Annotated in this window: 16 protein-coding genes; 2 read left to right on the top strand and 14 right to left on the bottom strand. The window is 56.5% G+C overall.

Annotated elements, in window-relative coordinates:
• Positions 1 to 80 precede the first annotated feature (80 nt).
• Positions 81 to 1,895, bottom strand: a complete 1,815-nt coding sequence (locus MHI24_RS27885; RefSeq protein ID WP_340022796.1) for a family 43 glycosylhydrolase — start codon at positions 1,893 to 1,895, stop codon at positions 81 to 83.
• A 171-nt stretch (positions 1,896 to 2,066) separates the two neighbouring features.
• Here MHI24_RS27885 and MHI24_RS27880 point away from each other — a divergent pair, with 171 nt between their 5' ends.
• Positions 2,067 to 2,858 carry an AraC family transcriptional regulator gene (locus tag MHI24_RS27880; protein WP_340022795.1) on the top strand — a complete coding sequence of 264 codons (792 nt, stop codon included), beginning with the start codon at positions 2,067 to 2,069 and terminating at the stop codon, positions 2,856 to 2,858.
• A 500-nt stretch (positions 2,859 to 3,358) separates the two neighbouring features.
• On the opposite strand, the gene MHI24_RS27875 is transcribed toward MHI24_RS27880, so the two are convergent.
• Positions 3,359 to 5,341 carry a glycoside hydrolase family 31 protein gene (locus tag MHI24_RS27875; RefSeq protein ID WP_340022794.1) on the bottom strand — a complete coding sequence of 661 codons (1,983 nt, stop codon included), beginning with the start codon at positions 5,339 to 5,341 and terminating at the stop codon, positions 3,359 to 3,361.
• Positions 5,342 to 5,466: 125 nt separating this feature from the next.
• On the opposite strand from MHI24_RS27875, the gene MHI24_RS27870 reads away from it, so the two are divergent.
• Positions 5,467 to 6,357, top strand: coding sequence for an AraC family transcriptional regulator (locus MHI24_RS27870; protein ID WP_340022793.1), 891 nt, complete (start codon positions 5,467 to 5,469; stop codon positions 6,355 to 6,357).
• On the opposite strand, the gene MHI24_RS27865 is transcribed toward MHI24_RS27870, so the two are convergent.
• The 12 genes from MHI24_RS27865 to MHI24_RS27810 all read right to left on the bottom strand — a co-directional run bounded on the left by MHI24_RS27865 (position 6,354) and on the right by MHI24_RS27810 (position 23,800).
• Positions 6,354 to 7,865: a glycoside hydrolase 43 family protein gene (locus tag MHI24_RS27865; RefSeq protein ID WP_340022792.1), complete on the bottom strand. Its 1,512-nt coding sequence runs from the start codon at positions 7,863 to 7,865 to the stop codon at positions 6,354 to 6,356. The genes MHI24_RS27870 and MHI24_RS27865 overlap by 4 nt on opposite strands.
• Positions 7,866 to 7,883: 18 nt before the next feature.
• Positions 7,884 to 9,317: a glycoside hydrolase family 43 protein gene (locus tag MHI24_RS27860; protein WP_340022791.1), complete on the bottom strand. Its 1,434-nt coding sequence runs from the start codon at positions 9,315 to 9,317 to the stop codon at positions 7,884 to 7,886.
• A gap of 36 nt (positions 9,318 to 9,353) precedes the next feature.
• Positions 9,354 to 10,373, bottom strand: a complete 1,020-nt coding sequence (locus MHI24_RS27855) for an endo-1,4-beta-xylanase (protein WP_340022790.1) — start codon at positions 10,371 to 10,373, stop codon at positions 9,354 to 9,356.
• 116 nt (positions 10,374 to 10,489) lie between these two features.
• Positions 10,490 to 12,010, bottom strand: a complete 1,521-nt coding sequence (locus MHI24_RS27850; RefSeq protein ID WP_340022788.1) for a response regulator — start codon at positions 12,008 to 12,010, stop codon at positions 10,490 to 10,492.
• Complete coding sequence (locus tag MHI24_RS27845) at positions 12,003 to 13,811, bottom strand: sensor histidine kinase (protein WP_340022787.1); 1,809 nt, start codon at positions 13,809 to 13,811, stop codon at positions 12,003 to 12,005. The genes MHI24_RS27850 and MHI24_RS27845 overlap by 8 nt, the downstream gene beginning before the upstream one ends.
• Before the next feature lie 20 nt (positions 13,812 to 13,831).
• A complete protein-coding gene (locus MHI24_RS27840; protein WP_340022786.1) occupies positions 13,832 to 15,373 on the bottom strand; it encodes a response regulator transcription factor in 1,542 nt (513 codons plus the stop codon).
• A 147-nt stretch (positions 15,374 to 15,520) separates the two neighbouring features.
• Entirely contained in the window at positions 15,521 to 16,432 is a 912-nt protein-coding gene (locus MHI24_RS27835) for a carbohydrate ABC transporter permease (RefSeq protein WP_340022785.1), read from the bottom strand.
• A gap of 16 nt (positions 16,433 to 16,448) precedes the next feature.
• Positions 16,449 to 17,435: an ABC transporter permease subunit gene (locus MHI24_RS27830; protein ID WP_340022784.1), complete on the bottom strand. Its 987-nt coding sequence runs from the start codon at positions 17,433 to 17,435 to the stop codon at positions 16,449 to 16,451.
• A 92-nt stretch (positions 17,436 to 17,527) separates the two neighbouring features.
• Positions 17,528 to 19,222, bottom strand: coding sequence for an extracellular solute-binding protein (locus MHI24_RS27825; protein WP_340022783.1), 1,695 nt, complete (start codon positions 19,220 to 19,222; stop codon positions 17,528 to 17,530).
• 325 nt (positions 19,223 to 19,547) lie between these two features.
• Complete coding sequence (locus MHI24_RS27820; RefSeq protein ID WP_340022782.1) at positions 19,548 to 21,800, bottom strand: glycoside hydrolase family 95 protein; 2,253 nt, start codon at positions 21,798 to 21,800, stop codon at positions 19,548 to 19,550.
• A gap of 21 nt (positions 21,801 to 21,821) precedes the next feature.
• The gene (locus MHI24_RS27815; RefSeq protein WP_340022781.1) at positions 21,822 to 22,841 is read right to left on the bottom strand and encodes a zinc-binding alcohol dehydrogenase family protein; all 1,020 of its coding nucleotides are present in this window, start codon (positions 22,839 to 22,841) and stop codon (positions 21,822 to 21,824) included.
• Positions 22,841 to 23,800 (bottom strand): aldo/keto reductase, encoded by a 960-nt coding sequence (locus MHI24_RS27810; protein WP_340022780.1) that lies wholly within the window; start codon positions 23,798 to 23,800, stop codon positions 22,841 to 22,843. Before MHI24_RS27810 ends, MHI24_RS27815 begins: the two co-directional genes overlap by 1 nt.
• Positions 23,801 to 23,802 lie beyond the last annotated feature (2 nt).

Here is a 23,802-nt window from a genome sequence, read left to right as displayed (position 1 = left end):
CCCCGGCCTGTATAATCACGGGTCAAGGGTTCTTGGTGTATATCTCAATATAGATTATAAGGCCGGTCCGGCCGGCTGGTCTAGCCTACGTTCACTTCCATGGATACCTGCTTCAGCTGAGGGTTCAAATCCTTCTCCTCGGTGAGATCCAGAACTGGTGCTCCGTCAATGTCGAAATGCACACGGCGCAGGCCGGAGCTGCGCGGGCCTTGAATCCCCGGTCTCGCATGATAGGCGTTCCAGATCACCCCGTCATCATCCGTCACGTAGGAATTATGGCCAGGCCCGTATTCCCCCGGAACGCTTCTGGAGGTCAGCAGCGGATAGTTGCCCTTGGTCCAGCTGCGGATATCCAGCAGGTCAGCACCCTTGTCAGCGGTCAGCAGGCCGACGACATAGGTGGCATCCACCGCCGCGCTGGCAAAGGTCAGGTACAGCTTCTCATCGGTGTACAGGGCGAACGGACCTTCATCCACGAAGGTATGGTTATTGGCCCAGCCGTAATCCGGGCGGGTCAGCAGCACCGGATCACTGGTCAGCTTCCACGGCTCCTTGGGATCAATCGTTGCGATATAGACCCAGGCTCCAAGATCTACCGGCAGGAATTGGCGCTCCGACCAGGCGGCGTAGAGCTGACCATTCCAGCGGATGACGGTCATATCCAGCGAGATGGTTTTGCCTGCTTCACACAGATAACTGCCATCCTTCTTCACTACCCGGCAGGGCCTCGACCAGTCGGCAGCATTCATGGGGTTCCCGCCCGGACTCAGCTTCATCACATGCGATTCCTCATGGAAGAATTCGCCGGGTGTAGCGGCATGGAAAATGTACAGCTCATCTTCTATGATATGGAGCTCCGGCGCCCACAGCAGGCCGCCAATCCCTTCATACGTGGAGGAGTCCAGGATCAGCGCTTCCTCAGCGGTAACCAGCCCGGGAATCGTATCCGCTTCCCTCATATACAGCGTATGTTCCTTATCGGCATCATTAGTCGCGATGAAATAATATTTCCCCTTCCATTTCGCAATGCAAGGGTCTGCCCGGTTCAGGGCAATCGGGAACGGGTAGTGGTCCTGATGAATTTCACCTGTAATCTTGTAAGTGCCAGCCTTGTCCCAATCAATGGCGTCCGTATTCCAGTTCACCCGTTTAGTGGCCTGAGTGCCGTCACTGTATAGTGCAGTCGCCCGGACTGCCTTCAGTTCTTCTGGCGAAGCTGCGCTTACACGGTCCGGCACAACCACGGCCACGTTCTCAGGAACCGTCAGCTTGAAGCGGAGTCTGCGGCCAATCTCTTCGGGTACAGAGATTACATTGCGCGGCAGGATGCCTTCGATATCTGCAGATATTGTATTTGCCGTGAGCGGCTGTGCTTGTTCCGGGGCAGAAATGCCCGTCAGGCTTAGAATATCGGCAATTGTATTTTCATAGGCTTGGCCCGACTCATCAGTCCAGTGAATCCGGTACACCTTACGCTCGAAGTCATAGGTGCAGGCAACATCGCTCACATGCGTATCGGCCCTCAGCTCCAGCAGTCCAAGCTCCGTATATTGCAGCAGGTCCCGGGACGAGAATACCAGCACCTTCCCCTTGCTCTCTTCATCGGGTTCGCCTGCGGCTTCGGTCCGCACGGCTACGACGCCGAAGCACCCGTCCGCTGTGTGGAAGAGATACGGCTGCTTCAGGCTTTTGGCCCGGAGTGTCCCGTCTTCATTCTCGGTTGCCTTGGCGAACAGAACTCCAGAGTTATGGTTCAGTGCCTGATAGTTTAGGCCGTCTTCACTGTAGGCCAGATGCATACTGTGCGCGAGCTTCGGAGCATACACGATATCCTCCTGCGGCAGCCGGGTATAGCAGAGGATATCATTCCGCTCTTCGCCCTGTTGTGGTATCATTAAGCAACAACCTTTCTCCTATTGATAATTTCTCATAACCATAAATTCTTAATATTCTGTTATATTTCAGGATGTATCTTCATGTTCACTACAAATTATAGAGATTCAGCGAAATTCTAACAATGATGTTTACTGACCATTACTTGATCTATCCAAAGAAAGGAGAAGCCAATGCCCACAATACACTACGTGGAATACGATGCTGCGCATACTGCGAACTTCGTCTACAGCATACCCGAGGGACTGGAAGCCTGGCTTCTTGTGCTGACCCAGACCCCGGCGCAATTTGAGGTGAACGGAGAGCTTAAGGAATATCCGGCACACTCGGCAGTCCTGTACCCGCCTGGACATAACATCTATTACCGGGCCTGCGCCAAAAAGTACGTCAACGACTGGGTCCGCTTCGATGCGGATGAATCATACATCACGGAAAGCGTTGTGCCGATCGCCAAGCCGTTCTCGCTGCCTGACCCCGGCTATTGCCATCAGCTTTTTCAGCTGCTGACCCTGGAGAATTCCTTCCAGAACGATTACCGCGAGCTGTCCATCGACTACCTGTTCCGCATCCTGTTCAACAAGCTCTCGGAGGCGACCCAGGATAAGCTGACGCCGCAGTACTACAACCTGCTGGAGCTGCGCAAGACCTTATACAGCAATCCCGGCCATCCCTGGACCGTGTCCTCCATGGCCGAATATCTGCATATCAGCGCAGGCTATCTGCAGACCATCTACAAATCCACCTTCGGCATCTCCTGCATGGAGGATGTCATTCACTGCCGCATCCGCCTGGCCAAGGAGAAGCTGGGCTACGGCCAGCACAAGATCGCCGAGATCGCCGCACTCTGCGGCTACGCGAATGTCGAGCATTTCTGCCGCCAGTTCCGGCAGCTGACCGGCTTCTCCCCCCGGGCCTACCGGGAGAAGCTGAACTCCCGGGAGCCGCAGGGGCGGGAGGGGGAGTAGGGGCGGGTTAGGGCGTAGGCGTAGGCCGGGCGATGTGAATAGTTGGGGGCTCCGCGGGGGCTGATCCCACTCACCGGATGGGCCAATTGAACCACACGCCTCCGCCACGCCCAATATGTTCGCTTTTTCGCATACATCCGGCCCTCGCGCCTCCGCTGCGCCGAATGTGTTCGCTTTTTCGCATACATTCGGCCCTCGCGCCTCTGCTGCGCCAAATGTGTTCGCTTTTTCGCATACATTCGGCCCTCGCGCCTCCGCTACGCCAAATGTGTTCGCTTTTTCGCATACATTCGGCCCTCGCGCCTCTGCCACTTCCAATGTGTTCGCTTTTTCGCATACATTCGCCCCTCGCACCTTCGCCACGTCCAATGTGTTCGCCTTTCAGCACACATCTGCCTCCCGCACACGCCCCTATAGCTCGCTTTCCCGCATACACGTGGCTCCAATACCAAGAGCAGCGACCCTCCGCCGGAGAATCGCTGCTCTTGTTCACACTACCCTTATTCTTCAGCTCCGCCGAGAATCGGCAGCGGGGCGCCATCCCGCACGAAGAGCGGAAGCTGCTCCAGCGGCGCATCGACCACGATGGCCTGTCCGCCGGTATAGGTATCGCCCGAGTAGACATGAGTCCACTGTGCGCCGGACGGCAGGTATACGCTGCGGGTCCGCTCCCCTTCGGCCAGTACCGGGGCGACCAGCAGATCCGGACCGAACATGTACTGGTCCTCGACATTCCAGGCGTCCGGGTCCTGCGGGAAATCATAGAAGAGCGGGCGCATCGGCGGGGTCCCCTGCTCATGGGCCGCCTGCATCAGCCCACGGATATACGGCTTCAGCCGCTCCCGGATCTGCATGAATTCCTTGAAGATGGCGTAAGCCTCATCCCCGTAGCTCCACACCTCATTATCCGAGCCGCTGCCGCATACACCGCCCCCTCTTGTACCGGTCGGCGGCACAAACGGCTGCCGGTCTCCGTGCAGCCGGAACACCGGCGAGAACGCGCCGTACTGGAACCAGCGGACCATCAGCTCGCGGAAGGACGGGTCGGCCGGGTTGCCGCCATGGAAGCCGCCAATGTCGGTTGTCCACCAGGGAATACCGGCAATTGCCATGTTCAGCCCGGCCCGCACCTGAATCGCCAGCACCTTGAAGCTGGAGTGGATATCCCCGGACCAGACGAGCGCCCCGTAACGCTGGCTGCCTGCCCAGGCGGTGCGGACCAGGTTGATGATATTCTCCTGTCCGGCAGCGGTCATTCCGTCATAGAAGGTCTGGCTGTACCGCATCGGATAGAGGTTCCCAATCTGCTTGCTGGAGCCGATGTGGTAGCGGTAAATATCATGGTCGTAGACCGTCAGCTCCGGCTCTGCCTCATCCAGCCAGAAGATTTTGATCCCCTTGTCATAATAATTCTGCTTGATCAGTCCCCACAGGAACTGGCGGGCCGCAGGATTGGTCGCATCGAAAATCGCATTCTGCCCCAGGAACTGGAACTGCGTGCGGACCCCCCGGTCGGAGCGGAGCAGATACCCCTTCTCCAGCATCTCCCGGTAATTCTCGCTCTCCGTCTGCACCGTCGGCCATACCGAGACCATCAGCTCAATGCCCATCTCCTGCAGCTCCCGCACCATCGCCTCAGGGTCAGGCCAATATTCGGGGTCGAACCGCCAGTCCCCCTGATTTGTCCAGTGGAAGAAATCAACGACGATAACATCGATCGGCAGCTTCCGCCGCTTATGCTCTCTCGCTACCTCCAGCAATTCCTCCTGGGTGCGGTAGCGGAGCTTGCATTGCCAGAAGCCCATGCCGTAATCCGGCATCATCGGCACGGTTCCCGTCGCCTTGGCGTATGCTTCTTCGATCTCGGCAGGAGTATCCCCGGCGGTGATCCAGTAATCCAGCTGCTTGGACGAAGGGGCGGTCCATTCGGTCACATTCAGACTGAAATGCGCCTGTCCGACCGCCGGATTATGCCATAAGAATCCGTAACCGCTGCTGGACAGCACAAAAGGTACACTGATTTGGCTGTTGCGGTGAGTCAGCTCCAGGGAGCAGCCCTTCAGGTTGAGGAAGGAATGCTGGTACTGCCCCATCCCGAACAGTTTCTCGTTAGGGTCCGCCTCCAGACGCAGCTTCACGGAGAAATCACTGCTCCCCGGCACCGCAGCCAGCTCTCTGCCGCCATATTTCAACTGATACGTATCTTCGGTCTCGTTGAGCAAGAGCTTGCCATGCTGGTTGTAAAAGAAGATCTGCCCCTTCTCCGTAATCTCCGCCCGGATCTTTCCATTCACGATGGTTGCCCGCTCTTTAGTGACCGTTATCTTGCCGGGAGTCTGCGGTGCAGGCAGCAGCGCCCACGCTTCATCGGTAATCTCCGCATAGGATGCGCGGATTCGCAGCGAATTCGCACCCCACGGCTCTATCCAGACCCTCTCATGGTCATATTCTCTGATCAGCCGGCCGTTCTGTTCAAGAAACATAGCGCGATCCCTCCAACAGTTCTATAATAAGGTTGCAACCACAGTATAAAGAGTGCCAAGCCGCGTTACTACACATAAAAATACGCATCTATCATACGATATTACGTTTTTGTGGAGGGATTACGATGGAAGCAACCTTCGAGGACAAGCCTTATCCGTGGAAAAAAGAGCATACCGAAATGCCGGAAGAGCTGTTTCCGGTGAATGTGTTTCATATCTGCTTTCCCGACCGCAGCATTATCCCGCCCCACTGGCATGAGCACCTGGAGTGGATTCTCGTGACCCGGGGCAGCTTCCGCGTCCAGGTCGGCCCTCATTCCAGAGTTCTGGCAGAGGGGGAGCTGGCCTTCGTCAGCCGGCCGCAGATTCATGCGGCTTATCCGACAGAGGACGGCAGCGAGCTGTATGCCGTGGTCTATAACGAGGCGCTGCTGAACGGGATGAGAGATCATACTGAAATTCAGCATATCCGGCCGCTTCTCAGCGGCGAGCTCCGGCTGCCGGCCTTCTATTCTGCAGACCAGCCGGTGACCCCACAGATCAGAGCAGCTATTGAACATATTGTACACAGCTATCAGAGCAAAAGCTTCGGATATGAATTATGTATTAAGGGCGGCTTGTTCTCCGCCATGGGTCTTGCTTATCCCATGGCGGAGTTCAAAGCCCTGCCTGCCAAGAAAGACCGTCCGGAGACCGGCATCGAGCCGCTGCTGGTCCACCTCAGCAACCATTTCCATGAACCGCTGAGTGTGGAGGCTGCCGCCCGGATCTGCTGCGTGACGCCCAACTATTTCTGCCATCTGTTCAAGAAGAATACCGGCAAAACCCTAATTGAATATATCAATATGCTGCGGGTGCATGAGGCCAGCCGCCTGCTCCAGCTTCGCCGGTATCCGATTCAGGAGATCGCCTTCCGGGTCGGCTTCGAGAGCCTGACCTATTTCGGACGTATCTTCAAGCAGAATACATCCATGACACCTAGCGAATATGCTTCCCGCTTCCAGCCCCGGGCCTAATCCTGCCTGCTGAAATGGAAATAACCGAAATCGGCATAGCCGCCGGGCTTCCGGGTCGCATAATTGAACAAGCCGATCCGGTAGCCCATGAAATGATCCAGCGAATATTCCATATGCAGCGTCTGTCCGATGGGGTGCCAGACCTCCCCGTCCCCGGAATAAAAGAACGTGGCTTCGTCCACACCATCCCTGAAGTTGAAGTCAATCCGCAGGCAGATCCGCTGGCCTGTGAACGGGATACTCTCTACTACGCCAGGGCCGTTGTCACCGGTGACACACATATTCACAGAGAACTGTTCCTGCTCTCCGGCGATAATCTCAACCGTGCCGTACCCGGATTGAAGAGCAACCAAGCCCGCGTGGTCTCCCTCGTTCATCCCCTCCAGGTACAGCATCGTCTCTACGCTGCATGCCGGACCGAAGGTCCGCTGGGTCAGCGTATTGCGCGCGGCTACGACACTGTCTGCGGTCCGCCCTGTGCGCAGCCGCAGGCAGCCCGGCTGCTCCGTAACCGACCATAGCGTGTTGTCGGGGTTATGGTTCCACTGCCACTGAAGCGCCAGCCGGTTCTCCGAATAGTCGAACTCATCGCTGATTACAAGCTCCTTCGGCTCCCCGGCAGGCAGCTTCGTCCCGAAGGTCACCGGAGCCTTGCCGCCATCCCCGATTACCGGCCAGTCGTTCTCCCAGCTGACAGGGAATATGCAGGGAACGCGTCCAACCGCCCCGTGATCCTGGAACAGCACAGCATACCAGTCACCGTCCTCTGTATCCACCAGCCCGCCTTGCGCTACACCGCGATTCTGGTAGCCGATGTTATCGTCCAGGATGACCCGGCGCTCGTAAGGACCCAGCAGCTCCCGCGACCGGTAGCACAGCTGGCGTCTGCGCATGTTGCCCTCTGACGGCCATTCAATGAAGAACAGGTAATAATACCCGCCGCGCTTATGGGCATGACAGCCTTCCATCCGCAGCATGATCCCCTCCCGCTCGCCTTCCAGCAGCAGCTGCTTCGTTCCGCGGGGCATCCATCCGGTCAGGTCCTCGTTCAGCTCCCGGATGCGGATATCCCCGTTCCCGTAGATCACATAATTGCGGCCGTCCTCATCCAGCAGCAGGGCCGGATCATGGTACAGGTCCGGGAAGACCGCACGCTCCCACGGTCCATGCTCAATATCCCGGGTCTGGTAGATGTAGAACCGGTCCGTATTATTGGAGGAGAAGCATACGTAATAGATTCCGTTCTTGTATCGCAGCGAGGCAGCCCAGGAGCCGCCTCCATAGATGTCTTCACCGTCCTCCAGCCGGAAGGCCGGATCATCCTCGAAGGTATCAAAGACATAACTTACAATCTCCCAGTCCTTCAGGTTCACCGATTTCATAATCGGACAGCCCGGCATGGAGTGCATGCTGGTGCTGACCATATAGAATACCGGGCCGACCCGGATCACATCCACATCCGGTACATCTGCCCATATCACGGGATTGGTAATGATGGCTGTATTCAATATGCCGCCTCCTTGATGTTAGTTCTGCTGTGCAGTGAATTGCCAGTCAGCCAGCTTGAACAAGCTCTTGCCGCTCTCTCCTGCAAATACCAGATAGAGAGCATGGACTCCCGCCGCTCCCTGAATCTCCGTCTTCAGCTCAACCCATTCCTGCGGCCCGTCTGCCGCCGGAACCGGCAGCTTGCCGATCAGCGGGCCGGCCGGGTCATCCAGATGCAGCTCCAGCACGCCGCCTGCCTCCAGTCCCAGGACCGTAGCCTGGAATGCGTCTGCTCCGCTGCCGAAGTCTACCCCGGACAAGCCAATCCATCCGCCGCTCTCCGTATCCGTAACGGCCTGGACTCCGCCCTCACCCAGGTATCCGGTCTTCACGCCTGCGCTCCAGCCCATTGTTGCCGCCGGGATGCGTTCATACGGATTCAGGCTGCCAAGCTGCGGCACGCCCTCGTAGTCCGCGTGAATCTCCTGAATGGACCCGTCCTCATTGTGGGCCAGGCGGTTAAGATGCGTGGAGCGGTAGCCGTTCGCAATCCCCTGGGCCTTGGATAAGGTCTGGGCATGGTAGGCAATGTACCAGCTGTCCCGGAACTGGAAAATGGCATGGTGATTGTTCCCGGATACGCCGAAGAAATGTCCCGGATTCTTGAGAATCGTCGTATGGTATGTCCATGGTCCCATGGGACTGCTGCTTGTCATATAAGCAATCTCACCGGCTGGAGGGCTGCCCTCCGGGCGTTCCCCGTCATAGAAGTTCGAGCAGTAAGTATAGTAATACGTGCCGTTCCATTTATGAATGCCGGCATCCTCGAACATGAACGGAGCAGGAATGACTTGCGCCGTTCCGATTACACTGGTCATATCGTCGCCAAGCGGCATCACCCGCGCGGTGCCCGGCTCGGCGAACTGTCCTTCCGGCACCCCGCCGCCAAAATAGATATACCCCTTCCCGTCATCATCAACCAGCACTGCAGGATCGAACAGCCAGGTTACATCCTCGACTCCAGGGGTCGAGCGCAGGATCAGGGCTTCCCCGATCGGGTCCACCCATGGCCCCACCGGACTGTCACTGGACAGTACGCCGATGCCGCTGGCATTGTTGGCGAAGTACAGGAAGAATTTATCCTGTCCGTCAATTACCTTGTGGACCGCTGCCGGTGCCCAGGACTGGGTCGCCCATTTGGCCGCGCCCTGCGGGCCAGCCACAGCAATCGGGCCGTGATCGGTCCAGTTGACCAGGTCGGCCGAGGAGATAACGGTAATCGTATTGATACTGCTGTAAGAATTCTCCTTCACCGCGCCGTTCTCATCGTACTCCAGCGCATCATTGGTCATGTACAGGTAGACTCTGTCCCCGTACACCAGGGCATAAGGATCGGCTCCGTATCTGTGTGCCACCAGCGGATTGCCGTGCGGCGGAACCTTACCGGCTGCTTGCTTCAGTTGGTATGTCATATGATTTCCTCCAGGTCAGGATTAGTAGTGGATTGATTATAATTGCGTAGCCGTCAGAGCGGCCAGGCGGCCGAAGGAAGCCTTGGGCTGCTTCTGCTCATCGAACAGGAACGGCCAGTTCTTGCGGCCGCGGACCGGGAAGCCGTCCAGCCAGGTGTAATCGTCAGCCACGCCCCAGAAGGTTACACAATCAATCGCCTGCTTGTATTCAAGCAGCGCGGCAAAAATCTCAGCATAACGCTCCTCCTGCAGCTTCAGCATTTCTGCTGTTGGCGCTTTCAAATCCGTGCGTTTATCGTCATGGTTGAACACGGAGAGATCCAGCTCGGTAATGTGGATTTTCAGCCCCAGCGAAGCGTACAGCTCAAGCGCGCTGCGGATCTCGTCAATGGACGGGCCGTAGATATTCCAGTGTCCCTGCATCCCGATGCCGTGGATCGGCGTATTCTGGTCCAGCAGGCTGCGGACCAGCTTATAGATCTTTTGGCTTTTGACAGGATCGGTCTCATTATAGTCATTGTAGAACAGAAGCGCGTCAGGGTCCGCCTGATGAGCCATCTCGAACGCCTGGCGCAGATAATCCTCGCCGATAATCTGCAGCCACTTCGTATCGCGCAGGTACTGGTCCGACTTGTCCTCAATCGCTTCATTAACCACATCCCAGGCATAGGCCCGCCCCCGGTAACGTCCTGCGACCGTATTGATGTGGGTCTGCAGACGGGCAAGCAATTGCTCTCTGGTGGCAGGCCCGCCTTCCGCATTCTGGAACATCCAGTCCCCGGTCTGATTATGCCACAGAAGCGTATGCCCCCGGACGCCGATCCCGTGCGCCTCCGCGAATTCAAAGATCCGGTCCGCCGACTCGAAGGTATATTCCCCTTCCTGCGGCTGCACAAGGGCCGGCTTCATCTCATTCTCGGCGGTGATGCTGTTGTAATGCTTCGCAATGAAAGGGCCCTGTGCGGAAATAATAGGGGTGCTGACGGCGGCTCCAATCTTGAAAGCATCCCGGAACATGTCATGCAAGGCAGGAATTTCGCTGCGGTTCTGATTCATTCTCTCTAACCTCCTGTGAATACTAATATTTGGGACAGCTAGTTCTATCATAACGCATTTGAAGGCGTTTACCATCACCAAAGTAAACAAATGGACCCTCAATAAATAAATGGACACTATTCTTGCCCGGCCTGGGCTTGTTCGCGGAAGGCCACCGGCTTCATTGCCGTCCGCTTCTCGAACTCTCTTAAGAAATGATGATAGTGCACATAACCCACACTCTCCATGATACTTCTCACGGTATCGCCGGTCTCCGTCAGCCGCTTCTTGGCCGCTTCAATGCGGAGATTATGGATGTACTCCAGGATGCTGACACCATGCTTCTTGATGAAGGCCTGGCCCAGATACACCGGATTGATGTAGAACTGCTCGGCAATTTCTTTTACCGTGAGATGCTTGGCATAATTGTCCTTCAGGAACCATTCGACCCGGGTCAGCGGATGCTCTGAGCTGCGCTCCTTCTGCTGCCGGATGAAGTTCATGCAGTTAATCAGCACAGCCTCGACCGCCGCCTGCAGGGCTTCAAGCGATTTGGGCTCGGTTCTGAAAAAATCCAGCGAAGCGATCCACTGATCGTCCGCTCCCCCGAATTCCTTCAGCAGCTCCATGCTTCTCAGCATAATATCCATACTGGTCATCTGGACCACGCCGGGCGCCGTCCGGTTCTCCCGGAATTCCCGGAACATCCCGCTTAAGAGCTCCAGCGCCTTCTGCTCATGCAGCCGCTCCACCCCGCCGATCAGTTCCCCCACCTGCTCCGTGGAGGGCATGGTATAGCCCTGCGGGCCGCTGCTAACGCTGGCTGTATCCACCGGACCGCTGCTCTCCGCATAGAAATACTGGCGGGCTGCGGCCCCGGCCGCCTCCCGGTAGGACACAGGCAGCTCGCGCAGGGAACGCACGCCTGGCCCGATGCTGACCGAGCCCTTCACGCCCTCCCGGTTCAGCCTCGCATAGATCTGCTCTGCCAGTCCGGCCGTATCTGCCGTGCTCTCCACGACCAGCCCGGCCTGATCGCCGGACAGGTCAATGAACAGCGCCCCGGCCGGACCTGCCAGCTCGCGGCACAGCGCGGACACATAGCCGCACGGACCCTCCACATGCAGGTAGGTCCAGCCGGCCGCGGCTTCATCCAGGCGGTCCATCTGCTCCGCTGCCTCCTCCTCCGGCTCGGCCAGATGGCCTTCAAGCATCCGGGCAATGACAAGCGGCAACAGACGGCTGGCAAGCATACTCTGCTGCAGCTTCTGTCTCAGGCTCATCTCCAGCTCATCCGTAATGTCCGCCAGCACCTTATCCCATTCCGCATCCAGCACCGGCTTCAGCAGATAGTGTCTGACGCCGTAGCGGATCGCTGTTCTGGCATATTCAAATTCACCGTAGCCGCTAAGCACGATGAACAGCGGCTGCTCCATCTCAAGCGCGCGTACACGCCGGATCAGCTCCAGCCCGTCAATCTCCGGCATACGGATATCGGTTATTACGAGGTCAGGGGAATGCTGCACAATGGCAGCCAGTGCCTCCTCCCCGTTCTCACAGGCTCCGCAGATTTCGAAGCCCAGCTCCTCCCAGTCTGTCAGTGTCCGGAGCCCCTCTAACGCAAGCGTCTCATCGTCCGCCAGCACCACTTTATACATGAGATTCCTCCACTTCAGGAACCAGGCTCAGGTCATCCGGGATATGGATGGTTATCACAGTCCGTTCGTACTCGGTGCTCTCAATGCTGAAGGTGGCTCTGCCGTTATAATACAGCTTCAAGCGTTTGTATACATTGCGCAGACCGACATTTTTACCTGAATCCTGTTCCGTGTCCAGATGATTTAAGATCCATTCCAGCTTCTCTTTCTCGATCCCCTTGCCGTTGTCAGCCACTGTAATTAACAGCCCCGTGTCCACCCTTGTAGCAGAGACATGGATGGTTCTGGCCCATTTGACCGACTGCAGGCCATGCTTACAGGAATTCTCCACCAGCGCCTGTATGCTCATCTTGGGAATCCGGTATTTCAGCACCGCAGGGTCAACCGCAAGCTCATAGGAGAACCGGCTCTGGAAGCGGAATTTCTCGATCTGCAGATACATCTCGATGAATGAAATCTCCTCCTCCACCGTGATCAGATCGTCCTTCCAGCTCAGCAGCCTGCGCATAATCAGCGCCAGATTGCGGATGACATCCGTCACCTCTTCATACTTGTATTTCTTGCATATGACGAGGATGGCATTCAGCGTATTGAACAGGAAATGAGGGTCCACCTGGCTCTCCAGATATTTCAGCTCCGCCCGCACGCGCTCCAGATCCAGGTCCTTCTTCTGGATTTCCAGCTTGTAGACGTCATTGATCAGATTGCGGATTTTGCCGGTCATCAGATTGAAGCTGCGGATCAGCCCGCCGATTTCGTCCTTCCCTTCATACATATCGATGCTCTCGAACTGTTCATATTTGACCAGCTTCATATGCTTGTAGAGCAATCTTATCCGCAGATTGTAGGAGCGGATAACCACCATCATCAGCAGGGTGGGGATAATGATCGTGCACAGGGCCAGAATCAGCGACAGCCGCAGCGCCCGGCTCATCTCCTGATTCGTCTCCCGGCCCTCCGGCGTTCCGACCAGCCGCCAGCCTTCAGTAAAGGACGCGCTGCTCAGCGTATGGACAATCTGACCGGAAGGCTGATCCAGACTGTTATCCACCTTCAGCAAGGCGTTGGCATCCAGAGAAGAGTAAGAGCGGTCGGAGGCCAGCACCACGCGGTTCTGCTCATCCAGCAGCTTGAACCCGAGATAATTGCGTTCCTTCGCGAACAGCTCCTGCAGGCTGCTCAGCCGCAGGTCGATCCGCAAATATTTGGAGTAGGGCTGCCCCGTAAAGTTATCGAGCCTGCGGATCAGGCTGACAAATACCTCCTGCTGAGGCGGATTCAGCGGGTTCGTCCCCTGATAAGAGGTCAGCAGCACGTTGTCGGGGCTGCCGGAGATTCGGCGGTACCATTCACTGTTCTTGTCTTCCTCTGACAGACTGAAGTAACTGCTGCCGTTCTGGATAGTTGGATTGGACGTGTAGATTCCCATGTAATAAATATAGGAATGCAGGTTGCTGTACTGCCGCAGCTTGTCTCTGAGATAATCATTGTAAGTGTCATAGTAAGCCTCGTTATCCGGGTAAGGATAATCCAGCATATCCATGAATGGACGGTCTGCCGCAACCGTATTGCTGATCGCTACGCATTCGTTCACAATCTGCATCAGGTCATAGGCAACACGGTCCACGGAGATCACCAGATTCTCCCGCTCCCGCACCTCCACACTGCGGCTGATCTGTACGTAGAACAGGGCATTAATGACGAGAATCGGCAGGAGCACACACATTAAATAGATGAACAGAAACTTGTATTTCAGCGGAATATCGTTGATGAAGGCAGAGGGCTTCCTTGGTTCCTTCATGCAGTTCCCTCCCCTAAAGTCTAACTCTTCTTATATCCTGAAGGCGTAACCCCGTTCAGCGCCTTGAACTTGGCAGTGAACACATCGGCGTCCGAATATCCGACCCTGCTGGCAATTTCCGTGATCCCCATATCGGTGCGGCGCAGCAGCTTCTTGGCTTCTTCAATGCGGAATTCATGCAGGAAGTCGTTAAAAGAGCTGCCGTAATGCTTCCTGAACCGCTGTCCCAGATAAGCCGGATTGACATGCAGCGCCTTCGCAATATCCTGCAGCTTCAGCTTCTCCTGATAATGCTCCCGGACATAGCCGGTGACCGCAGACATCATCCGGTCCTCCCCGCCGCCGGCCTCAGCAGCAGCAGCGAACCATGCCGCCGCTTCGCCCAGCTCCTCCTCTGTCTGCCGCTCCAGATGCGGCAGACAGGAGGCGGTGTAGCGGGGCGGGAACCACTTCTCCGCCCATACGGCGGAGTCTCCTCCCCGGGCAGCGATCTCGCGGAGCAGCTCGGCCTTGATGTTGGCCAGGAAGCCGTCGATCCAGGCGCTTGAGGCTACCTCTGCCGCGAAAATGTTGAATACATCGCGGAGCCTCGCGCTTAGATCTTCAGGGTTGCCCCCGGTAACGGCGGCAAGCAGCGAGCTTCTCAGCTCCGCCGGAAGTCTCGCTATCCGGCTCATCTCCGGCTCCTGGAAGAAGCAGGCAGCTGCACCGCCGCCCTCCTCCTTCCGGCAGCATTCGGCTGCCAGTGCTTCATGATAGGCTGTATTCAGCGAATCCGCGCCCTGATGCTGTCTGCTGGCTGTGAACTGGACCGGCGAATCGTAGAGCGGGCGCATGTCATCGATCCAGCGGTTCACCGCAGCCGGATCAAGCACCGGCCCTGCCGGCGGGGATACGAGCAGATATCCGTGCTTGCGGCTGCCGGCGTTGAACGGATAGGCGGCGATACCGCGCAGCGCTTCCTGGCCGCTTACGCCGGTAAGACGGCTGCGCATCCGGGCACTGTCAGCCTGCGCCCCATGAACCAGGACACAGCATACCCTTGACCGGGGATCGATGCCGAGCGTCTTCAGCCCGTCCGCCAGCTCTTCCGCTGTGTTCTCCCGCATCAGCAGCCTGGCTACTGTATCCGCCTGCATCAGCGCCGCCAGGGCTTCGCGCCGCGCTGAGCTTCTGCGTTCCTGGAGGATCTGCTCACTGACCGTCTGCAGCGCCTCCGTCAGCTCCCGCTCATCCAGCGGCTTGGTCAGATAATTGGACACCCCGTATTTGAGCGCCCGCTTGGCATATTCGAAATCGGCATAGCCGCTGAAGATAATAAACTTAGGATGCAGACCGCTCCCCAATTCGGAGGATCTCCTTATAAGCTCAAGGCCGTCGATGACCGGCATCCGCACATCGGTGATGACCAGATCAGGATGCCGGCTCTGAATAAGCTGCAGCGCATCCTCGCCGTCCAGCGCTTCGCCGCAGATCTCAAAGTCTAATTCCTCCCAGTCCACCAGGAACCGCAGCCCTTCCAGCATGAGCGGCTCGTCATCGGCAAACAGTACTTTCAGCATAGGATTCACCACCTTCAATCAAGTAATCAAGCTGTTGCCCGTCCCCCGCGGTATGGAACAGGAGAAACCGCTCCGGCTGTACCCGTAAGCGGTTATGGTATACCTATTCGGCTTATATCATTCCTGATGGGATTCCTTACTGGGCAATTATTCCTTCACACTGCCCAGGTTCAATCCTACCACGAAATACTTCTGCAAGAAAGGATAGACGAACAGGATCGGCACCGCGGTAACGATGGTGATCGCAGAACGGATGGAAGCCGGTGTGACCATAGCCTGCGTCTGATTGTTCTGTCCTCCGGCAAGCATGGACGGATCGTTATTCGTGCTCATCGTGGAGCCGAGGAGCTTCATCATTTCATATTGCAGGGTGCTCAGCTTAATATCCGAGGAAGCATACAGGAACGTATCGAACCAGGCATTCCACGAGCCTACGGCGATGAACAGTGCGACTGTCGCCAGTACAGGCGTACAGAGCGGGAAGATGATTTTCCAGAAAATCCGGAAGTCCCCTGCACCGTCAATCTTTGCCGATTCGGTAAGACTGTAAGGAAGGCCGCGGATATAGGTCCGCATGATGATCAGGTTGAACGCGCTGACCAGACTCGGCAGGATATAGACCATGAAGTTGTGCAGGAGGCCCATGTTCTTGATCAGGAAATAGTTCGGAATCAGGCCGGCGTTGAAATACATGGTCAGGATGAACAGCAGGCCGATTTTTTTGCGGAAAACATATTGCGGCTGGGCCAGCGCATACGCCAGCATAGTGGTCAGGAACACACCGACCAGCGTCGATATGATGGTGCGTGAGACCGAGATAAAGGCGGCATGATAGATCGTTCCCGATACGAACACCGCTTTGTAATTCTCCATCGTCCACGCACGGGGCCAGAGATAGATTCCACCGGCCAGCGTATCACTGCCGTCATTGAGCGAGACAGCCAGCGTGTGGAGGAATGGATACAGGGTGACAGCAACCACAAAGAGCATAAACAGCGTGTTCAGTGTATGAAATACAACCGGCTCTACGCGGCTTGATCCTTTTGCTACAGCTTTCATAGGGCATTTCCTCCTTCTAGATTAACCGCTCTTCGCCGAGACGTTTGGCAGTGTAGTTGGCCATGAATACGAGTATGACACTGACGATGGTCTTGAAGATCCCTGCTGCCGTAGCCAGTGAATAGTTCCCCATTGAGATCCCGTACTTGATGACGAAGATGTCGATGGTCTGCGAATAGTCTATAGTGAGTCCGTTGCCCAGCAGATACTGAAGCTCAAAGCCGGCATCCAGAATATGTCCGATATTCATAATCAGCAGGATCACGAAGGTTGCTTTAATTCCCGGCAGGGTGACATAACGCATTTTCTGCATCCGTGTTGCACCGTCGATCGATGCTGCCTCATACAGGGAAGGGTCAATGGAGGTAATCGCGGCCAGATAGATAATGGTGCCCCAGCCTACCTCTTTCCACACGTTGGAAGCCCCTACAATGCCCCAGAAGTATTTGCCTTCGCTGAGCCACATAATCGGGTCCTTGATCAGATGAAGCTTCATTAGAATGACGTTGATAATCCCGTCGTCAATGGACAGGGAGGTAGCCACGATTCCCGCTGCAATAACCCAGGACAGGAAGTGCGGCAGGTAAGAAATGGACTGTACAATACGCTTGAAGAATTTGACCCGGATCTCATTGAGCAGCAGGGCCAGGCCAATCGCCGTAACCGTGCCGAGCACCAGGTTGATGAAGCTCATCGCAATCGTGTTGCGCAGCACAAGCAAGAAGGTATCATCGGAGAACAAGAATTTGAACTGATCGAAGCCTACCCATTCCTGCTGGCCGAAAGGCAGCGCCGGGTGATAATTCTGGAAGGCCATAACCCAGCCCCAGATCGGAACATAGTTGAAAATAATTAAATAAATTGCAATCGGTACCGACATGAAAATGAGCTGTTTCTGTACCTTAAGCGTCTTCCAGCTGAGGCTCACACCGATTTCCGGATCGACTTTACGTTTGCGGGTCTTCTGTTTCTTGACCTGTTTGTCCAGTACGGCATCAGACATGTAGTATTCCCTCCTGTGTAATCGTTCTCTCCACTCTATTTAGGAAGAGCGGGAAAGCTCGTTTCCCGCTCTGCTTCAAGACATAAGTCCGTTTATTTGACACTCCACTTTTCGATGCGCTGCTGGATGCCTTCATTAATACGGTCTTCATAAGCCTTGATGTCCAGCTTGTGGATTTTGTCTACATAGTCCTGCCATACGGAGTCGAACTCTGCCGGACTTGCCATGATGGCCTTAGGCAGATATTTCACCTGGAGGTCATTCAGTTTGGACTGCGCAAGCTGTGCCGGCGAACCATCCTTCAGCACGATGGAGTAAGCCGGGAAGTAGATGTTGTTCTCTTTCGGTTCTTTGAAGAATTCAGACCATGATTTCTTGTTGTAGGCCTTCAGGATCTTCTGGTCGTAAGGCTTCAGGCTGTCGAAGAATTCCTGCGGCTGTGTTCCTGCATCTGCTGCGTTTCCGTCGCTGTACGTACCTTGAATCTTAGGCATATATCCGAACATCCCCGAGATTTTGTTAGCTACCTGCCAGCTGGTCTGGTCGGCATTGGCCCGTTGCTCCGGTGTACGGTAGAAGGAGCCGTCGGCATTCACTTCATAGTCCTCGCCTTTAACGCCCCATTGCAGTGTCTTCTGCCAATCCTCGGTAATCATCTTATCCCAGAATTTGATAATGCGGACAGGGTCCTTAGCCTTGATCGAAATCCCGAAGCCGCGGTTTGTTCCGACTGCTCCACGGTCACGGTACCATTCCTCATAGCCCGGATACAGCAGCGGGAAGCCGATGTAGGTATCTTCAAGCTTGCCCTGGGAGATCAGGGATTTCTCGCCGTCCTGGAAGTTCCAGTGCTGGTCGAACATCCCGACTACCTTGCCGCTCGCCACCTTGGCCAGATACTGGTCATAGTTCTGTACGAAGGCTTCCTTGTCCATCAGGCCCTGGGCGTTGATCTCGTTCAGCTTCTTGTAGTAGGTCTTGGAGATATCCTTATCGGCAAAAATCTGAGCTTTGTTGTTGTCTACAATCACCGCTCCGTCATTCGGATGTCCTGACAGATGCTCAGGCGCATTCTGCAGCGGGAATACACGCCAGTCGAAGTTGAGGGATTCGAACCCGATCACATCCGGGTGTTTTTCTTTATATTTGGCAATAATATCGAAATACTCATCCAGGGTCTTAGGCGTTGGATAGCCCATTTCCTCCAGGACCTTCTTTTGCAGCCAGAAGCCTGGTCCCTGGTAAGTCGGTTCAGTGATTTTACCTTGGTAGACGCCGTAGCTTGGCAGCACGTAGATGTGGCCGTCACTCTCATCCTTGATCTGGTTCCACACCGCCCCGTAATGCTTCTTCAGGTTCGGTGCGTACTTCTCAATCAGATCTTCAAGCGGGATATATGCCTTAGCATTGATCAGCTTGTCATCCCCGGACATAATATCCGGATAGTCGCCCCCGGCGATCATAACGCCCAGCTTCTGCTGCAGGTCGCCGACCAGGAATTCCTGGTTGAAGGTTATGCCGGTCTCGTCTTTGATTAGCTTGAGGATCTTGTTGTCCGGTGTAGGCTGCTGCCCGGGACCGTTCATGAATACGGAGAATGTTACCGGTGCGTTGTCGTCTCCGGCTGCGGCCGGAGTGGCGTTGCCCCCGCTTGCGGCGTTTTTGCCGCCGGCGTCACCGCCGGTGTTGGTGTTGTTGCTGCCGGAACCGCAGCCTGTAAGTGCCAGTGTGAGTGCCAGTACACCGGCTGCTGCGGCCTGGGCGGAACGTTTTGCAGATTTGTGCATGTTGATATGCCTCCCCTTTTTGGCTAATGCTTATGCTTATAACATCTCCTGGTGACATCTTTAATTATACGTTTTCAGAATACGCTTACAATTCATAAACTATAGGTCTTCCCCCCTGAAAAATCGATAAAAGAAAACGGTTACCTGGGCAACCGGCAGCGGAATTGCCGTTGTGGGCAGGGGTTCAGTGCGCACCAGCTTACCTGCCAATTATGTTCGGTTTTCCGCATACATCCGGCCACACTCGACGCTCTAGCTAACCACACCAAAAAGGATTGGCGCACGATACGCCAATCCCACAGTACTATCATAATATATTTGTCAACTACCTCTGCCCGGTGAAAGTATACGAACTGCCCGCTTCTCCTGTGAAGGATACCGGAGACAGCCCCGGGCCTTCCAGGCGGCATGGGCCAGGGACCGTACAGGTAACTTTCACTTCCGTAACGAGTCCGCCTGCCCAAACGAAATCAAGCGTATACCCGCCTCTGGCCCGTAAGCCGCGGACGCTGCCTTCGTTCCAGCTTGACGGCAGGGCTGGCAGCAGCTGAATTCCTTCGGTGTGACTCTGCAGCAGCATCTCGGCGATGCCTGCGGTGCCGCCGAAGTTGCCGTCGATCTGGAACGGCGGATGGTTGTCGAACAGATTCGGCAGGGTGGAGTGCTCCAGCAGCGCCCGCACGTTCGTATAGGCCTTGTCTTCATCCTGCAAACGCGCCCAGAAGTTAATAATCCAGGCCCGGCTCCAGCCGGTATGTCCGCCACCGCTCGCCAGTCTGCGCTCCAGTGTCGTCCGGGCCGCTGCTGCCAGCTCAGGCGTACCCTGTACCGTGAACGCGTCTCCGGGGTACAAGGCAAAGAGATGGGAGATATGGCGGTGTCCCGGCTCGACCTCCTCATAATCCTCCATCCACTCCTGAATCTGGCCGTATTTGCCGATCTTCGGTTCCGGCAGCCGGTCCAGTGCCGCGCGAAGCTCTTCGCGGAATGCCTCATCCCGGCCGATAATCTCCGAGCTCTGGACACAGGCCTTGAACAGGGCTTCAATGATCTGGAAGTCCATCGAGGCCCCGGCGCACAGCACGCCGGATTCTCCGCCCGGAAGCTGATAGGTGTTCTCCGGCGAGATGGACGGGCAGGTAATCAGCTGGCCCGCTTCATCTTCAATGAGATAGTCCAGCAGGAACTGTGCAGCCTCCTTCATCGTATCGTACACCTGGGCCAAATAGTAGCGGTCCTGGCTGAACCGGTAATGCTCCCACAGATGGAGGCACAGCCAGGCTGCGCCGAGCGGCCAGAAGGAGGCCGACAGACAAGTATCCTGCGGAGCGGTATCTGCCCAGATATCCGTATTATGATGAGCCGTGAAGCCGCCGCAGCCGTACATCACCTTAGCCGTCACCCGGCCCGGCTCGCGCAGCCGCTCGATCAGATCGAACAGCGGCTCATGGCATTCGGCCAGGTTGCAGATTTCGGCAGGCCAATAGTTCATCTGCGCATTGATATTGATGGTAAATTTGCTGTCCCAAGCCGGGGTGAAGCTGTCATTCCAGATGCCCTGCAGATTCGCAGGGAGCGAGCCGGGACGGCTGGAGGCGATCAGCAGGTAACGGCCATACTGGAAATAGGTCGAGATCAGTCCGTGATCCTCTTCCCCCTGACGGAACCGCTCCAGCCGTTCGCCGGTCGGCAGTCCGCTCAGCTCCGGGTTCTCCGGCAGCGTCAGCGCAACCCGGGCGTACAGGCTGCGGTAGTCTGTGATATGGCGGGCCAGCAGTTCCTCATAAGGAACCTTACTCAGCGCCTCCAGCTGCCGCTTGCCATGGAGTGCCGGATCAGGCTGGCGGAAGGTAGTTCCCGCCGCCAGCAGCAGCGTTACCGAGCTTGCTCCCTCCACCAGCAGATGCTCGCCAAGCGTGCGGGCGGTTCCATCTCCGGTAACCGCCCGGAGGACGGCAGCAAATGTACTGCCGCCTTGGCCCCCGCACACGCCGTTCATTACCAGTCCGCTGTCCTGCCACTTCTCTGTCTTCTCCAGCATTCTCCAGTTCTGGCGGTTGAACCTCGCCTTTAGGGAGATACCTTGCTTGCGGTCAGAGGTAATCCGCACCACGATGGCCTGATCCGGATAGCTGGCAAACAGCTCGCGGGTATACCGCACCCCGCCGGTCACATAGCTCACCCGGGATACGCCGCGTTCCAGATCCAGCTCCCGGCTGTAGTCTTCCACTGGCTGCTCATGGCCGCCGAACGACAGCAGCAGATCGCCAAGCGGCAGATAATGGCGCTGCGCTTCCGGCAGCCCGGCCATCGTCAGCGCCGCCAGCTCCTCCGCCTCCCGCAGCTTGCCTTCCAGAATCAGCTGGCGGAGCTTCGGCAGGTTAGGCAGCGCATCTTCGTTGTTGCGGTCACGCGGACCACCGTACCAGACAGAATCCTCATTGAGCTGGAGCTTCTCCTCAGCCGCCCGTCCAAAAATCATCGCCCCAAGCCGCCCGTTGCCGATCGGCAGTGCCTCATTCCAGTTCTGTGCCGGCTCATCGTACCATAACCGCTGGCTGTGTTCCTTGCTTGTCATCGTTGCTTCGCTCCTTCGCAGTTAATTCAGCTCAACCAGTGCCTTGATCACCTTGGTTTCGGGATTCAGCCAGCTCTCAAACTGTCCGATCATCTCCCCGAACGGGCTGCGGTGGGAAATATAACGGTCCACATCAATGTAACCGTCCCTAATGGCGCTGATCACCCGTTCAAAATCCTCGCGTGTCGCATTTCTGCTGCCCTGTACCGTCATCTCGCGGGCATGGAAATCGGGGTCACTGAAGGTAATGTTGCCTTTGACCAAGCCGACATAGGTCAATGTGCCGCCATGGCCCACCAGTCCGAAAGCCCCTTCCATAGAGGAGACATTGCCGGTGGAATCAATGACATGCGGCAGGAAGTTGCCATCTGTCAGCGCTGACAGATGCTCCTTCGGCTCGCGCAAGGCGCTTACCGTATACTCCGCCTGCGCCCAGCCCTTGCAGAAGGCCAGGCGTTCATCGTTGACATCCATCGCAATGACCTTCGCTCCGGCGTATCGGGCCATGGCCATCACGCCAAGTCCGATCGGCCCAGCCCCGATCACCAGCACCTGATCCCCCGCATTGACGCCTGAGCGCCGCACCGCATGGGCGCCAATCGCCAGCGGCTCCAGCATGGCTGCCTGATCCAGCGACAGGCCGTCTGTCTTCAGCAGGTTGCCTACAGGCAAGCTCACCCGCTCCCGCATTCCTCCATCCAGGTGAACACCGAACACTCTCATTTTCTGGCAGCAATTAGTTTTACCGCTCAGGCAGGCCCGGCACTCCCCGCAATGCAGATAAGGGATAACACTGACCTGATCCCCGGCGCGAAGCCCCTGCGGATTGTCGCCGATACGTTCAATGATCCCGGACAGCTCATGTCCCAGCACACGCGGATAAGTGAAATAAGGCTGGTTCCCCCGGTAGGCGTGCAGGTCTGTACCGCAGATCCCGATGCGGCGGATGCTGACAATGGCTTCCCCGTCCAGCAGCTCCGGCTCCGGCAGATCCTCGCGGAATATGAACTTTCCAACTTCCTCACAAATAATTCCCTTCATTATATATGCCCCCCGTTCCGGACCGAATCCCCGTTCCATTCCGCCCGGCCGCTCAGCCAGGTAGCCCCGTCAATCGGCTTCAGAATATCGCGCACTTCTGCCAATAATTGTTCGTCCATCGGCTCTTCGGTCCACTTAATATTGTTGCGGATATTAGCCGGTGTCGCCGTGCTGACCAAGGTGGTTGGAATCTGCTCGTTCGCCGTGGAGAACTGAACCGCCAGCTTGACAATGTCTTCGCCCTTGTCCCTGCAATATTCAGCGGCGCGCTGACACGCAGCCTGAATCTCGGCACTGGCCGGATGCCAGTCCGGCACCTTGCGGTTGCTGAGCAGCCCCATCGAGATCGGCGATGCGTTGATCAGCCCTGTGCCGCTCTCCTCCAGCAGCGGAAGAAGCCGGAGCAGTGTGGTATCGTTCAGCGAATAATGGCAATACGATAGAATGACATCCAGCCTGGTCTGCGGCAGCACCTTCTCGAACACACTCAGAGGCAGGCCGCTGACGCCGGAGTAACGGATTTTGCCCGCCTGCTTCAGCTCTTCCAGCGCCGGAATCCCCTCCTCCAGCACCTGCTGCATGGAGCCGAATTCAACATCATGCAACAGCAGAATATCCAGATAATCCGTACCCAGGCGGCCCATGCTCTCTTCCGCGCTGCGGATGATCCGCTCTCTGGAGAAGTCGAATTCATCTGACCCGTAACGTCCAGCCTTGGTGCTTAGGATATACTTGTCACGCGGCACCGTCTGCAGCGCCTCACCCAGCACTGTCTCCGCTTTCATCAGGCCGTAGTATGGGGAGACGTCAATGAGGTTGATTCCCAGATCAATTGCCGTATGAACCGTTAGAATCGCCTCATCCTTCGGAACCTCCCGGAACACGCTCCCCAGCGAAGAGGCCCCGAAGCTTAATGCCGAGACTTCCAGTCCCGTATTGCCCAGCTGTCTGTATTTCATCG

It is taken from the genome of Paenibacillus sp. FSL K6-1096 (genome assembly GCF_037977055.1).
Lineage (GTDB): Bacteria > Bacillota > Bacilli > Paenibacillales > Paenibacillaceae > Paenibacillus_AQ.
Note: the sequence above shows the minus strand (reverse complement) of the source record. Positions and strands in the feature narration are given on the sequence as shown.